The organism is Cyanobium sp. BA20m-14, assembly GCF_024346295.1.
In genome coordinates, this window is the sequence record NZ_JAGQCR010000077.1 from 1 (window position 1) to 12,549 (window position 12,549).

At 63.8% G+C, this 12,549-nt stretch carries 15 protein-coding genes; 9 read left to right on the forward strand and 6 right to left on the reverse strand.

Annotated features, from left to right (window positions below; genetic code table 11):
* On the reverse strand, positions 1 to 423 hold a 423-nt coding region (locus KBZ07_RS08865), incomplete at its 3' end, for a hypothetical protein (RefSeq protein ID WP_254931282.1).
* Here KBZ07_RS08865 and KBZ07_RS08870 point away from each other — a divergent pair.
* On the forward strand, positions 371 to 1,012 hold the full coding sequence (locus tag KBZ07_RS08870; protein ID WP_254931269.1) for a chorismate lyase: 642 nt from the start codon (positions 371 to 373) through the stop codon (positions 1,010 to 1,012). The two genes, KBZ07_RS08865 and KBZ07_RS08870, sit on opposite strands and share 53 nt — an antisense overlap.
* On the opposite strand, the gene KBZ07_RS08875 is transcribed toward KBZ07_RS08870, so the two are convergent.
* The 3 genes from KBZ07_RS08875 to KBZ07_RS08885 all read right to left on the reverse strand — a co-directional run bounded on the left by KBZ07_RS08875 (position 965) and on the right by KBZ07_RS08885 (position 2,720).
* Positions 965 to 1,486, reverse strand: coding sequence for a DUF1269 domain-containing protein (locus tag KBZ07_RS08875; RefSeq protein WP_254931270.1), 522 nt, complete (start codon positions 1,484 to 1,486; stop codon positions 965 to 967). The genes KBZ07_RS08870 and KBZ07_RS08875 overlap by 48 nt on opposite strands.
* A 26-nt stretch (positions 1,487 to 1,512) precedes the next feature.
* Positions 1,513 to 2,046 (reverse strand): RNA helicase, encoded by a 534-nt coding sequence (locus tag KBZ07_RS08880; RefSeq protein ID WP_254931271.1) that lies wholly within the window; start codon positions 2,044 to 2,046, stop codon positions 1,513 to 1,515.
* A gap of 128 nt (positions 2,047 to 2,174) precedes the next feature.
* Positions 2,175 to 2,720 (reverse strand): SprT family zinc-dependent metalloprotease, encoded by a 546-nt coding sequence (locus KBZ07_RS08885; protein WP_254931272.1) that lies wholly within the window; start codon positions 2,718 to 2,720, stop codon positions 2,175 to 2,177.
* Positions 2,721 to 2,773: 53 nt separating this feature from the next.
* Between KBZ07_RS08885 and KBZ07_RS08890 the strand changes: the two genes are divergently transcribed.
* From KBZ07_RS08890 to KBZ07_RS08900, 3 genes are all read left to right on the forward strand, one after another.
* Positions 2,774 to 3,196, forward strand: coding sequence for a hypothetical protein (locus tag KBZ07_RS08890; protein WP_197152406.1), 423 nt, complete (start codon positions 2,774 to 2,776; stop codon positions 3,194 to 3,196).
* Positions 3,197 to 3,220: 24 nt separating this feature from the next.
* Positions 3,221 to 5,290, forward strand: coding sequence for an NAD-dependent DNA ligase LigA (ligA, locus tag KBZ07_RS08895; RefSeq protein ID WP_254931273.1), 2,070 nt, complete (start codon positions 3,221 to 3,223; stop codon positions 5,288 to 5,290).
* A 117-nt stretch (positions 5,291 to 5,407) separates the two neighbouring features.
* Complete coding sequence (locus KBZ07_RS08900) at positions 5,408 to 5,557, forward strand: hypothetical protein (protein ID WP_254931274.1); 150 nt, start codon at positions 5,408 to 5,410, stop codon at positions 5,555 to 5,557.
* Between the two features lie 48 nt (positions 5,558 to 5,605).
* On the opposite strand, the gene KBZ07_RS08905 is transcribed toward KBZ07_RS08900, so the two are convergent.
* Both KBZ07_RS08905 and KBZ07_RS08910 read right to left on the reverse strand, forming a co-directional pair.
* Entirely contained in the window at positions 5,606 to 8,662 is a 3,057-nt protein-coding gene (locus tag KBZ07_RS08905) for a choice-of-anchor I family protein (protein WP_254931275.1), read from the reverse strand.
* Between the two features lie 135 nt (positions 8,663 to 8,797).
* On the reverse strand, positions 8,798 to 9,418 hold the full coding sequence (locus KBZ07_RS08910) for a TVP38/TMEM64 family protein (RefSeq protein WP_254931276.1): 621 nt from the start codon (positions 9,416 to 9,418) through the stop codon (positions 8,798 to 8,800).
* 49 nt (positions 9,419 to 9,467) lie between these two features.
* Between KBZ07_RS08910 and KBZ07_RS08915 the strand changes: the two genes are divergently transcribed.
* The 5 genes from KBZ07_RS08915 to KBZ07_RS08935 all read left to right on the forward strand — a co-directional run.
* Positions 9,468 to 10,016 (forward strand): hypothetical protein, encoded by a 549-nt coding sequence (locus KBZ07_RS08915; RefSeq protein ID WP_254931277.1) that lies wholly within the window; start codon positions 9,468 to 9,470, stop codon positions 10,014 to 10,016.
* 62 nt (positions 10,017 to 10,078) lie between these two features.
* The gene (gene fabL / locus KBZ07_RS08920; RefSeq protein ID WP_254931278.1) at positions 10,079 to 10,834 is read left to right on the forward strand and encodes an enoyl-[acyl-carrier-protein] reductase FabL; all 756 of its coding nucleotides are present in this window, start codon (positions 10,079 to 10,081) and stop codon (positions 10,832 to 10,834) included.
* Between the two features lie 85 nt (positions 10,835 to 10,919).
* Positions 10,920 to 11,696: a 3-oxoacyl-ACP reductase FabG gene (gene fabG / locus KBZ07_RS08925; RefSeq protein WP_254931279.1), complete on the forward strand. Its 777-nt coding sequence runs from the start codon at positions 10,920 to 10,922 to the stop codon at positions 11,694 to 11,696.
* A 4-nt stretch (positions 11,697 to 11,700) separates the two neighbouring features.
* On the forward strand, positions 11,701 to 12,132 hold the full coding sequence (locus KBZ07_RS08930) for an acyl carrier protein (RefSeq protein ID WP_254931280.1): 432 nt from the start codon (positions 11,701 to 11,703) through the stop codon (positions 12,130 to 12,132).
* A 9-nt stretch (positions 12,133 to 12,141) separates the two neighbouring features.
* A partial coding sequence (locus KBZ07_RS08935) for a 3-hydroxyacyl-ACP dehydratase FabZ family protein (protein ID WP_254931281.1) occupies positions 12,142 to 12,549 on the forward strand: 408 nt, incomplete at its 3' end.

Consider the following 12,549-nt stretch of genomic DNA (forward strand, 5'->3'; position numbering starts at 1 on the left):
GGTGAAAACAATTTTCCAGGGCTGGCGCAGCAGCGTTTTCAGCAGCAATCCAACGACAATCTCAATATCCCGACGGGCATGCCAGATCCGAAATCTGGCAGCAGATGGCGGAGTCCATCCCAACCAGAGCAGATGCCACCAACGCATGTTCGCGATCAGACCTAACCGACCCCAATCCAGTAGGCCGATTTTCATCGCTTGACGCTGCACGGGCACCAGCGCCCTCACCGTTGCCGACACCCCGGTGTAGCGGCGATGGAAGTTGGTAACGACCACGTCAGGCAAGCTGGCGGGCTGCAGGCTGGACCCCAATCCCGAACCCCGTTCCTTCTTACCTAACGTAAGTGAACTAGGCCAGAGGCCTTTGCGGATGTCGGCTAACCAGTTGTTGAGCTCCCCCAGCGTGATCTGGCAGGCCAGCACCGACGCCGTCCTCGGCGGCCAGGCCGGTGCGGTGCTTTCGGGAGCCTGGCGGCTGATGCTGCTGGGCGATGGCAGCCCGACCCGTCACTTTCAACTGCTCACCGGTGACCCGGTGGAGATCGAATTGATCGCCATGGCACCTGAGACTTCGGCTGGTGCCAGCGCTGGCGGCCCGCCACCGGCCGAAATCAGCGAACTTGAAAGCCCCCTGCTGCGGCGCCAGGTGTGGCTGCGCTGCGGGGAACGAACCCTGGCCTGGGCCGAGAGCTGGTGGAACCAGCAGCAGGCCGACGCCTACCTGCTCGAACGGGATCAACCGATCTGGCGCAGCCTGACGGCACGGCGAGCCGAGCTGTTTCGCGAAGTGGATGGCCTGGCCCGGGTGGATGCCCCCTGGCTTGAAGAGCGCTTCGGCCATGGCGGCCCCTTCTGGAGCCGCCACTACCGCTTCTTTCGAGGCGGGAAGGAACTGACGGTGATCAGGGAAGTGTTTTCGCCCGAACTGGAGCACTGGCTCGGGCCGGCCGGCCTCGCACCTGGCTCAACCCAGCCGCAGGGCCTCGGCCTGCAGGCGGGCCTGCTCCAGTAACTCCCGCAACCGATCCTCGTCGGTGTGGGAGAGGTTGGTGCGCAGCAACTTGGCGTGGGGAGCATGGGCCCGCAGCCGCTCGATCACCCGATCCGGTGTGGCCTCGCGCACCAGGAGGCAGAGGGCCGCACTGCCGGAGGGCAGGGTTTCGCCCAGCTCGCGCATGAAGTCGTCGTTGATGCCGATATCCGAGAGGGATCCCGAGGCGGCGCCCACCCCCGCACCCACCGCAGCTCCAAGCAGGGGATTGAGGAACAGCAGGCCCACCAGAGTGCCCCAGAAGCTGCCACCGATGGCGCCGGCCGCCGTCAGGTTGATGGACTGACGCAGGTGCACCTGGCCAGCGGCGTCATGCTCCACCACGACGGCATCATCGAGGGCGATCAGCTGCTCGCGCTGGATATCCACCAGCTCCCGCCGCACCAACTCGGCCTCCTCGACCTTGGGAAAACCAACCACCACCAGACTGCCCATCGCACCGAACGCTCACTGACCCCAGGTTAGTCAGACCAGCTCGAGCTGGTCCCCGAGCGGCGCCGGCTGGAGCGGGGCATGGCCCGGCCGGGGGCAGGGGAAGAAGAGGGGGAGGCAGTCGGCGGCTGGGGTTCGGCCCGGGCCGGGCCTGGGGCCTGACGCTGCCAGCGGGGCACCACAAAATCAGTGTCGTCAGGCCAAACATCTGGCTCGCCCTGGCTTGTCTGTGGCGCCTGACGAGCCTGACGAGCCTCGGGGAGAGCGCCGCTGCGCCGCGAGATGGCCTCCAGGGGCTGGCGGCGCGGGGCTGCCGGACGGGAATCCTGCCAGGGTTCCCTCAGCTCCTCCCCATCCTCCAGAATCCAGTCGAGCTTTCCTTCCACCCAGCGGCCCAAGCCATCTAGCTTGCCCAGGCCTGACTGGAGCAATGGCCCCCGCTGGCGGCGCTCGCTGCCCCGGGCCCCGGGCCGGGCACCGGATACGCCATTCACCAGTTGTCGGCCGGTGCTCACCAGCCGATCAAAACCCTGCTCGAGGGGCTCAGACCAGGAATCAGCCATAAATCAAACCTAACGGCGACGGCCCGCCAGCCAGCGCTCCCGGCCCAGACCCACCAGGACGATGGTGAGCCCACCGAATTCCAGGGTCCAGAGAAAAACGCCCATGCAGGTGCCTTGCTGGCGTGACCCTAGGCCGCCTGCTCAAAGCGCAACAGGCAGCTGGCGTGCCAGCGCCCGCCGTGGAGCCGCTCGCAGCAGAGGCGGCAGGCCAGCCCCTTGACCCGGCGGCGGTAGGGGGCGCTCAGGCCGCAGTTTGGGCAGCAGGCCAGCCAGCGGGGCGGCAGCGTGCTGACGGGCAGGGGGTAGCGGTGGCGAATGCTGAGCCGAAACCCATCCTGGGCGCCATTGATGGCGGCCATACGGGCGCGGAAGTGGGGGCCGTGCACCTCCTGGGCACCCACTACCCGATCCACCCAGGCGTGGATCATTTCGTGGCAGAGGGTGCTGAGGGTGGCCTCCCGGGGCAAGGGCTCCAGCAGGGGCCGCGACAGCACAATCTCGCTGAGGGGACGGCCGTCGCGGTGGCGGCCAAAGCGATACATCCCCGCCGTGCGGCGCATGCGGCCATCGCTCCAGCGCAGCTCCACCAGCCGCTGCCCCTCCGGCGCCAGGCTGCCGTCAAACCACTCCCGGTCAAGCTGGTGAAACAGGGGCAGCAGGGGCTCGAGCGGCATGCCGGCGGGGCAGTCAGTCAGACTCTGCCCCAGTCAACGCAAATTGTTTCGTGATGGACTGGGGTCTGACCCGTGACATCGGCACCAAGCTCCTGCTCGGCGGGGCCGGCGCCCTGCTCCTCTACTGGACCATCTCGGCGGTCAGGCTGGTGCTCAGCGCCCGCGGCATCAACCCCCTGATCAAACAGTTCTTCACCCAGGTGGCCAGCGGCCAGGTGGATGGGGCCTATCTGCTCACCACCAAGAACTACCGCTCCCACGTCAACCGGCAGCAGTTCATCCGCTTCCTGGCGGGGCTGCAGCTCAACAAATACCGCAACCTCAAATCGGGCCGGCCCCGGCTCGATGAGGGCCAGCTGATCCTCACCGTCAAGCTCAAGAGCGACGGCAAAGAAGAACTGCCGCTGGATTTCACCTTCGTGAAGGTGGAGGAGCAGTGGCGGGTGGATCGCATCACCAAGCTGGCTGCAGCCTGAATTGTTCTGTCTGAGGGTGCTGGCGTGAGTGCAGCCAACCAGGACCAGGCCCGCGCCAGCGAATTGCGGCGGCTCCTCAGCCACGCCGCCCACGCCTACTACGTGCTGGATGCCCCCGAGCTGGAGGATCCGGTCTACGACCGCCTCTACCGGGAACTGCTCGAGCTCGAGGCCGCCCACCCCGAGCTGATCACCCCGGACAGCCCCACCCAGCGGGTGGGGGGCACCCCGGCGGCGGCCTTCTCCAGCGTGGAGCACCGCATTCCCCTGCTCAGCCTCGACAACGCCTTCAGCAGCGAGGAATTGGAGGCCTGGTATGGCCGCCTGCTCAAGGTGCTCGACCGGGAACCCGGCACGGCGCTGCCGATGGTGGGGGAACTGAAAATCGATGGCAATGCCCTCGCCCTCAGCTACGAAAACGGCCTGCTGGTGAGGGCTGCCACCCGCGGCGACGGGGAGCGGGGCGAGGAGATCACCGCCAACGTGCGCACGATCGCCTCGGTGCCCCTGCGGCTTCAGCTCGATGCCCCCCCCGCCTGGCTGGAGGTGCGCGGCGAGGCCCTGATCCCCGATGCCACCTTCGCCGCCATCAATGCTGAGCGGGCCGAGCGGGATGAAGCCCCGTTCGCCAACCCCCGCAACGCCTGTGCCGGCACCCTGCGCCAGCTGGATCCCAAGGTGGTGGCCGCCAGGCGGCTGGATTTCTTTGCCTACACCCTGCACCTGCCGCCAGACCCGCCCCAGGGGCCGCGCAGCCAGTGGGAGTGTCTGCAGTGGCTGCAGCGAGCTGGCTTCAAGGTGAATTCCAACGCCGAGCTGCTGCCGGATCTGGCGGCAGTGGAGGCCTTCTTCAGCGCCTGGGATGGGCGGCGCCACGACCTCAACTACGCGACCGACGGCGTGGTGGTGAAGCTCAACGACCTGCGCCTCCAGGACGCCGCCGGCTTCACCCAGAAGGCGCCGCGCTGGGCGATCGCCCTCAAGTACGCCGCCGAGGAGGCGCCCAGCCGGCTGCTGCGGCTGGCCTGCCAGGTGGGCCGCACGGGGGTGGTGACCCCGGTGGCCGAGTTCGAGCCCGTGCCCCTGGCCGGCACCACGGTGAGCCGCGCCACCCTGCATAACGCCGATCGCCTGGCCGAACTCGACCTGCACGCCGGTGACACGATCGTGGTGCGCAAGGCCGGCGAGATCATCCCCGAGGTGGTGCGGGTGCTGGGCGAGCTGCGGCCCGCCGGGGCCACGCGGCTGGCGCTGCCCAACCTGTGCCCGGAGTGCGGCTCGGAGCTGGTGCGCGAAGAGGGGGAGGCGGCCACCCGCTGCGTGAATTCGAGCTGCCCGGCGATCCTGCGGGGCGCCCTGCGCCATTGGGTCAGCAAGGGGGGCCTGGATGTGGATGGGCTGGGGGCCAAGTTGATCGAGCAGCTGGTGGAGAAGGGCCTGGTGGGCTCGATCGCCGACCTCTACCGGCTGGATGGGGCCCTGCTGGCCAGCCTGGAGCGCATGGGCGCTAAGAGCGCCGAAAACCTGGTGACCGCCCTGGCCGCCTCCAGGGCCCAGCCCTGGCACCGCCAGCTCTACGGCCTGGGCATCCACCACGTGGGGGAGGTGAGCGCCAAGGCGCTCGCTGCCGCCTTCCCCAGTGCCGCTGAGCTGGCAACCGCCGCCGCCGCCGCTCCCCCATCAATCACCGCCGTCTTCGGCATCGGCGCTGAAATCGCCCAATCGCTGCAGCAGTGGTTTGCCACCCCGGCCAACCGGCTATTGCTGGAGCAACTGGCAGGGCTGGGCTTCTCCCTGGCCGCTGGGCCAGGGGAGCGGGCGGCGTCAGCTGCGGCGGCGGGCCAGCAGGCCCCCCTGGCGGGCCAGACCTTTGTGCTCACCGGCAGCCTGCCCTCCCTCAGCCGCAGTGCCGCCCAGGCCCTGATCGAAGCCGCCGGCGGCAAGGTGAGCGGCTCGGTGAGCAAAAAGACCAGCTATGTGGTGGCCGGCGAGGAGGCCGGCAGCAAGCTCAGCAAGGCCGAGGGCCTGGGGGTGGCGGTGCTGGATGAGGCCGGGCTGCGGGCCCTGCTGGAGCAACCTTCAAGCCCAGCCTGAAGCTTTAGCGCAAACCGCCACGATTCACCGGGCCACCCAGGGGGCTCAGACCCGGGCCTACTGCCGGCCGCACGCCGACCCCGGCCCGGTGACGGAGCCATTCCTAGGCTGACTCCAATGACCAACCCCCTTGTGCACCGCTGGATCAAAACCGAATGCGGCCGGGCCAAATACGCCGAACTGGCGACCCGGCCAGGGCCAATGGCAAAGCTGCGCCTGGCTTGGTTTGTGCTGATCGCCGCCCTGCGGGACTGGCGGCTGCCATAAAAAAGGGGCTCCCGTAGGAGCCCCAACAGCAACAACCTTGAACCTGGATCAGATCAAATCGGTGTGCTGAATCAGGTTGAGCTGACCGCCCTGCACGAGGTAGCCATTGCTGCCAATGTTGCCATTGGTGAGGCTGTGGGCCTGCACATCGGCCAGGAACATGCTGCCTGCGGCTTCGCCGTAGATGTCCGACACATCGATGAAGCCGGAAGATTCCCAGTTCCCGTAGTCAGTCGTACGGGGATCCGTCTGACCGTAGGAAGTGGGCACCGCGGAGCGATCGATCTGCAGCCAGCGCTCACTCAGGGCCTGCCCGGTGACGAAATCGGCGGCACTGGCGTCCACCTTCCAAACCGAGGCCTCCTGCTGGGCGAAGTAGCCCGCAGCCACGGAGCGATCTTCCTGGACATAGATGAAACCATCTTCCGACCAAGTGATGCCGTCTGGGTTGCGAATGATCGTGGCACCGAAAGCAGCCTGCTCATTGGCATCAATGATGCCGTTTTTGGTGATGCCAAAAACAGCATCCCAGGCGGCGATCTGACGGTCACCGTCATAGACTACGGTCAGGTCGGTACCATTGCTGGAGCTGATCAGGCCCCTGCGATTGAAGGCATCGCTGAGGTTGAGGGTGATCAGGTTGCCGAAGGTATCGGCGCCACCAAAGTCGCCGTTGCCGGTGGTGGTGAACACCAGCTGCTGGCCATTGTCGGGATTGATATTGGCATCCTCCAGGCGGCTCAGCTGCAGGGCGCCAAGATTGGTGGCGGCGGTCCGCAGTTGTGCCTCAGTCATCGCGGCAACCTGGGTGCCGCTGGCCACCAGCACCCAGCGGCCAGCCGCGGCTGTGCCGAGGGGTAGGGCCAGGAGATCAGCGGAGTCGGGCACGCCTGCCGTGCCGGCGCCGGTGCCAATGCTGCCGACGGTGGGCACCCAGGTGTAGAGGTTGCCCTGATCCGCCGCCAGGCCATTGCGCTCGAGGAAATCAGCCCGCAGGGAGGTCGACTTCTCACCCACCCAGAGGTAGATCGGAGCGGTGTTGTCATCCATCAGGATCACGCCAACCGTGTTGCGGCTGCCGGTATCCACCTGGATGGCCGTTTCCCAGCCACCACGGCCCAGGCCCGCCAGGGCGAACATGGTGTCGGTTTCGGTGTCGAGGGCATAGAAGAGGCCCTCATCGGCTTCCTCGCCGGTGAGATAAATCGCATCAACGAAACCACGACGATTGCCAAACTTGTTGGCCTCTTCGAAGCTGCCCGAACAGAAGCGGTTGATGCCCCCATTGAGCTGGGCAGCAGAGGTGACCCGATCGCCATTGGCATCAATGATGGATGTGTAAGCGATTCCACCGGCGATCACGGCCGACTGGTAGCCATTGCTGGCGTCATTGTCGATGTCCTTATCGATAATGAACTTGCTGATGCGGGCACCAGTCAAAGCGACACCTTCCACGAGGTAGGGAACACCAACCGCAGCGCCAAGCTCGCTGTTGGCCAGCACGGTGTAGGTGCCGTCACCGTTGTCGTAGGCACCGAGGCCATCCAAGATGCCCGGAGCGGTGTAAACACTGTCGCCGCGATTGAGGCCATTGGTAAACTCGCCAGTGGTGAGCAGGCTGCTCACCTGCAGGCTGTCGCCACCGGCCACATCCTTGAGCATGGTGGGCTCAAAGAAACCGGCACTGCCGGTACCGGGGGAGTCGATCAGAGCCCGCAGATCCACCAGATCGAGGGTGTTGCTCACCTCGTTGGAAACCGTCAGCAGGGCGCGCCCGGTGGGGCTGTCCTTGGCAGGAATCACCTGCATGCCTTCCGGGCTGACGCTGCCATCGATCACCAGATGGCTCACGTAGGAGGTTTGAGCAGGCTTGCTGACATCAAACACCACGATGGTGGTCTTGGTGCCCCGCTCCAGTGCCGCGATCGCGTAGGTGCGCCCGCCCACCTGGGTGGTGATCACACTTTCCGGCTCCACGCCCTTGTCATCACTGCGGTTGTCGGCATAGGTGCCGGCGGCGAAGGCGATGGTCTGCAGGCTGGTGCCGCTGTCCCACACCAGGGCACCGGTCTTGGCATCAAAGATCGACAGCGAACGGCTGCCAATGGCCGTGTTGGTGTTCGGCCCGTTGGGAGCCGGATCCACGATCGTATTCAGGCGACCGTTGGGCGCAGCTGCGTTGCGGGTCACATCCACATAGGAGCCGTATTCACGGGCATCGCCTTCAAGGGCGGTGATGTAATACGTGCGGCCCTTCACCTCGAAGGCGCTGATGCCGTCGGGCATGCGCAGGCCCAGGAACTGTTGGCCGAGCTTGGGCAGGAAGGCAGTTGCGCCTGCGACACCGTCCTTGTCGGACAGATCCACAGCCTGCTTGCTGAAGTCCACAGATCCCAGCGCCTGCACCTCCACGATGCGGCGGCTGAGCAGGTCCACCACGACTACGCCGTTGTTCTCCTGCACGGTCACGTAGGCCTTGCCGCCGCTGATGCTCACCAACTCAGGCTCAAGGTCCTTGGCAGGGGTGGTGCCAGTGGGGCCGGAAATCCGGAGGTCCGCCGGCAGGGTCACGCCTTCGAAGGTCAGATCCGTGTAGCTGAAGCTGGGGGAGGCGGAAGGGTTCCAGATGTCGATGATTCCCACCGAACCGTTCGGATCGATGCTGTAGTTGCTGCTGGGCGAGCCCTCATTGGCAATGAGCAGCTGGCGGCCATCTTCACTGAAGGCGATGCCATCAGGCAGGTAACCCACCGTCACGTCCTGCAGGAGTGTGAGGGTGCCGTCAGTGCCCATGCGGAAGAAACGCACCACACCCGGTGATGGAGTGGTGTCGTAGGTGGACGGCACGAGCGCGACGGCCACTATGTCCTTGTAGGCCGCCACCGAGGTGCTCACGTAGTTGCCGTAAGACACCCGGGTCTTGAGAACCGGCAAGGCAGGGTTAGTGGCATCCGTCACCTGCAGGGTGCCACCGCCACCGGAGGAAAGCACAAACAACTTGCCGCCTGTCGCCACATAAGCGGAGATTTCGCTCTGGAACTGCTCGCCAGTTAATCCAGTGGGCGTGAGATTGACGCTTCCGAGGAGAGGAGAAACGGGAGGCATGAATCCTGTGTGAGGAATCTTCAACCTCGTCGGCAAACAATCAATACTGGGTTATTTAGAGGTAAAGAACAAGCTAAAAGACCTAAATATGCATCCCGCATAACAAGCCAGCGTCAACTAGATCACACGAACCGGTTACCCAGCCAGCGCCCGCTGCGCCGCCCTACCCACCAGCCACACCACCAGCACGGTGGCCAGCAGTCCCACGATGCGCAGGGTCCAGGTGAGGGGATCGGCCTGGCCGGAGAGCACCTCGCGGAAGCGGGCCACATCTCCGGCCAACGCCCCCAGGCCGCAGAAGAGGATCGTGCCAGGCAGGATCGCGACCAGGCCGATCGAGTAGTCGCGCCAACTCACCTCGCTGAGGCCGTAGGCGAAATTCAGCAGGGAAAAGGGAAACGCGGGCGAGAGGCGGGTGAGCAACACCAGCTTCAACCCCTCCCGGCTCACGGCCTGCTCGATCGCCTGCAGCTTCGGCACCGCCGCCAGCCGCCGGCGCGCCCAGCTGCGCAGCCAGGTGCGCCCCAACAGAAAGGCCGCCTGGGCCCCCAGGCAGGCCCCCACGAACACGATCAAGCTGCCCCAGGCAGGGCCGTAGAGGGCACCGGCCAACATCGAGGCCCACACCCCCGGCAGCAGCAGGGTCACCCAGAGGGCATAGAGGGGAACGAAGGCCAGGGCGCCGGCAGGGGAGCGCAGGGAGGCAAGAACCAAGGCTGTGGTCTCGGGATCGAACCATGGGCCGGGGGAGAACATGGATCAGGCCGGGCAGGGTCGGTAGCTTGACAGCAGCTTCTGGAAGCCAATGGCCCGCCGCAAGCGCACGGTGCAAACACCGCCGCAGGGCCCGGAAGCCCAGCTGGTAGCCAAGCTGCAGCGCATCGAGGCGCTCTATGCCAGAGCCGGCAGCGACGGTGAGCGGGTGGCGGCGGGAAGGGCCCGCGAGCGCATCGAAGCCCGCCTGGCCGAGCTGGCCACCGAAGAGCCGCCGGTGGAGTTTCGCTTCTCCCTCTCAGACCAGTGGTCCCGCCACCTGTTCGTGGCACTGATGCGCCGCTACGGCATTCAGCCCTACCGCTACAGCCGCCAGCGACGCACCACAGTGATGGCCCGCCTCAGCCGCAGCTTCGTCAACGACACCCTCTGGCCGGAGTTCCTGGAGCTGCAGGCCAGCCTGGCGGCCTACTTCGACGCCCTCACCGACCGCGTAATCGAGCAGGCCCTGGAGGTCAAGGCCGGCGAGGCCGAGGAGCGCGGTGAGGAGACTGGTGGGGAGCGAGGTGAGGAGACCTCTGAAGCAGGGGCGAAGCTGGCCCGATTGGAGCCAGTCGAACACCAGCCGTCACTGCTGTAAGAGGCGCGGCTGGGGATCGAGCCCTACTATCTCCGCCAAGGCAGCCACCCCCCGCAGAATCGATGACGCAGACGCTGGCGGGGAGGGTGGCTCTGGTGACGGGCGGGGCCAGGGGAATCGGCCGGGCAACCGCCCTGAAGCTCGCCTCAGCCGGCTGCGACATAGCAATTAATTATTACAATAGCCACACGGAAGCAACAGCGCTTTGCGACCAAGTTCGGGACATGGGCAGACGGGCAATCGCAATCAAAGGGAGCGTGGGCGATCCCGAAAGCGTGAAAGAAATATTTGAAAGTTTCACAGAGACATTTGATCGCCTCGACATACTGGTCAGCAATGCCGCAAGTGGCGTGCTCAAGCCAGTCATGCAGATGAATAGAAAGCACTGGCGTTGGTGCCTGGAAACCAACGCCCTGGCCCTGGTGCTGCTCAGCCAGGAGGCGGTGAAACTGATGGCTGACGGGGGCCGGATTATTGCGCTGTCTAGCTTGGGGGCCAGCAGGGCCATACCTGACTACGGCTTTGTAGGAGCGTCAAAGGCTGCCCTGGAGTCCCTGGTGCGAAGCCTGGCCCAGGAGCTGGGCCAAAGGGGAATTCGAGTCAACACCGTCAGCGCTGGCGTAGTTGACACCGACGCCCTCTCCCACTTTCCGAATCGGGAAGAACTGCTGGAAAGCTTCAGCCAGAGAAACCCAACGGGCGAAAGCATGGTGCCGGAGCATGTAGCAGATGGGGTCTATCTTCTATGCCTACCTGAAGCCGAAATGATCAACGGTCAAACCCTGGTGGTAGATGGGGGCTTCGCCATTTCTGGCTAACTAAAGCCAACCAATAGGGAATCCTCCAATACCCATGGGCCAATCCCTACCGATTGAGACCCCACCAAAACCTACCTAGCAGCAAATGGACAGCGCAAACCTACTTGAAAACAAGGCAGTGGTTGTCACAGGCGGCAGCAGGGGAATCGGCCGATCAATTGTGCTTACGCTGGCTGCCCAGGGAGCCGATGTCACATTCCTCTATTGCAACAATGAAGCAGCCGCCAATGAAACATTGGCAGCAGCAGCTGACCTCAGTGGGACTGTCAAAGCCGGTGGCACTGTGAAAGCCAAAAGGGTTGACGTTCGCAATGCCGAAAGCTGCGAGCAGGCAATCGATGAAATAGCCGAAGACGCTGGCAAGATCGACATTCTTGTTAACAGCGCTGGCATCATCAGAGACAACATTCTCGGCCTGCTTACAAATGACGACATACAAGAGGTGCTCGCCACAAATGTGGTAGGCGTATTTAATGTGCTGCGGCCCGCAATCCCCTACATGGTCTCCAAGCGAAGGGGCAAAATCATAAATATCAGCTCCGTGGCCGGCGAAAAGGGTGGGCGGGGCCAAACAAACTATGCGGCCAGCAAGGGTGCGATCAATGCCCTAACAAAAGCCCTTGCAGTTGAGTTGGCACCGCGCAACATCCTGGTGAACTGTGTTGCACCCGGGGTGATCGAAACCGAGATGACTGAAGCCATCAGACAACAGGCTGGAGACGTGGTAAAGTCCCGTATCCTTCTTGGTCGCTTTGGCCAACCGGAGGATGTCGCTAACGTCGTGTTATTTTTCGCCTCAAGCCTGTCTGATTACGTCACTGGGCAAGTGCTTCACGTCGATGGCGGCTTCAAAATGAGTTAACTCCATGACCCAATCCGATTTCACCGCAGAGGAGATTGCAGCCGTATTTCCCAAGCTCGCCGAAACCATGGCCGAGGCCCTGGGCTGCGACGAAGAGGAGATCACCCTAACGGCTTCTCTAATTGACGACCTTGATGCAGAGTCGATTGACTTCCTGGATATAGTATTTCGTCTAGAGAAAACATTTAAGGTCAAGATACCCCGCGGCAAAATTCTGGAAGATTCACGGGGCCCCCTCTCCGAAAGTGAATTTGAACAAAACGGTGTGGTAACCAGCGCCGGACTGGCCCAATTGAAGGCCTATTTGAGTGAAGTGCCTGCAGAACGCTTCAAGACACCTCTTAATGTGGCTGACATCCCCAGACTTTTTACTCCGGAAACCTTTTTGAAGCTGGTAATCAAAGCGCAACGAGAGCAAGCCGGTGCGGCTCAATAGCCGGGGGCAATGTCTCTACATCGCTTCAGCGCCTTCTCCTTTGTAGATCGCATAACCTCAATTGGGAGTTCTGGCCAAATCAAGGGCTCCTTCCTAATTCCAGCCCATCTGGAATTCTTTCCCCAGTCCTTAGTTGCCGAGGCGATCGGCCAGCTAGCCGCGTGGTACGCCATGTCAAGTCTGAATTTCGAGCGCAGACCCGTTGCAGCACTTGCCGGAGCAACCAAATACCATAGCGAGGCCCGTCCTGGCGAAAGATTGAACCTGGAGGCAATAATTGAGTCCTGCGATAGCGAGTCAGTTTCCTATTCAGGCGTAGCCACTGCGGGCGAGCGTCTCATACTCGAATTGGCAGACTGCTCGGGGGCAATGCTGCCCCAACAAGAGTTTGACGATCCAGAAACTATCTGCCAACAG

Bases quoted from the DNA above. Each gene is read 5' to 3' on its own strand.
- KBZ07_RS08870 (WP_254931269.1), top strand. From the start codon at position 371: ATGTCGGCTAACCAGTTGTTGAGCTCCCCCAGCGTGATCTGGCAGGCC.
- KBZ07_RS08875 (WP_254931270.1), bottom strand. From the start codon at position 1,486: ATGGGCAGTCTGGTGGTGGTTGGTTTTCCCAAGGTCGAGGAGGCCGAG.
- KBZ07_RS08880 (WP_254931271.1), bottom strand. From the start codon at position 2,046: ATGGCTGATTCCTGGTCTGAGCCCCTCGAGCAGGGTTTTGATCGGCTG.
- KBZ07_RS08885 (WP_254931272.1), bottom strand. From the start codon at position 2,720: ATGCCGCTCGAGCCCCTGCTGCCCCTGTTTCACCAGCTTGACCGGGAG.
- KBZ07_RS08890 (WP_197152406.1), top strand. From the start codon at position 2,774: ATGGACTGGGGTCTGACCCGTGACATCGGCACCAAGCTCCTGCTCGGC.
- KBZ07_RS08900 (WP_254931274.1), top strand. From the start codon at position 5,408: ATGACCAACCCCCTTGTGCACCGCTGGATCAAAACCGAATGCGGCCGG.
- KBZ07_RS08905 (WP_254931275.1), bottom strand. From the start codon at position 8,662: ATGCCTCCCGTTTCTCCTCTCCTCGGAAGCGTCAATCTCACGCCCACT.
- KBZ07_RS08910 (WP_254931276.1), bottom strand. From the start codon at position 9,418: ATGTTCTCCCCCGGCCCATGGTTCGATCCCGAGACCACAGCCTTGGTT.
- KBZ07_RS08915 (WP_254931277.1), top strand. From the start codon at position 9,468: ATGGCCCGCCGCAAGCGCACGGTGCAAACACCGCCGCAGGGCCCGGAA.
- fabL (WP_254931278.1), top strand. From the start codon at position 10,079: ATGACGCAGACGCTGGCGGGGAGGGTGGCTCTGGTGACGGGCGGGGCC.
- fabG (WP_254931279.1), top strand. From the start codon at position 10,920: ATGGACAGCGCAAACCTACTTGAAAACAAGGCAGTGGTTGTCACAGGC.
- KBZ07_RS08930 (WP_254931280.1), top strand. From the start codon at position 11,701: ATGACCCAATCCGATTTCACCGCAGAGGAGATTGCAGCCGTATTTCCC.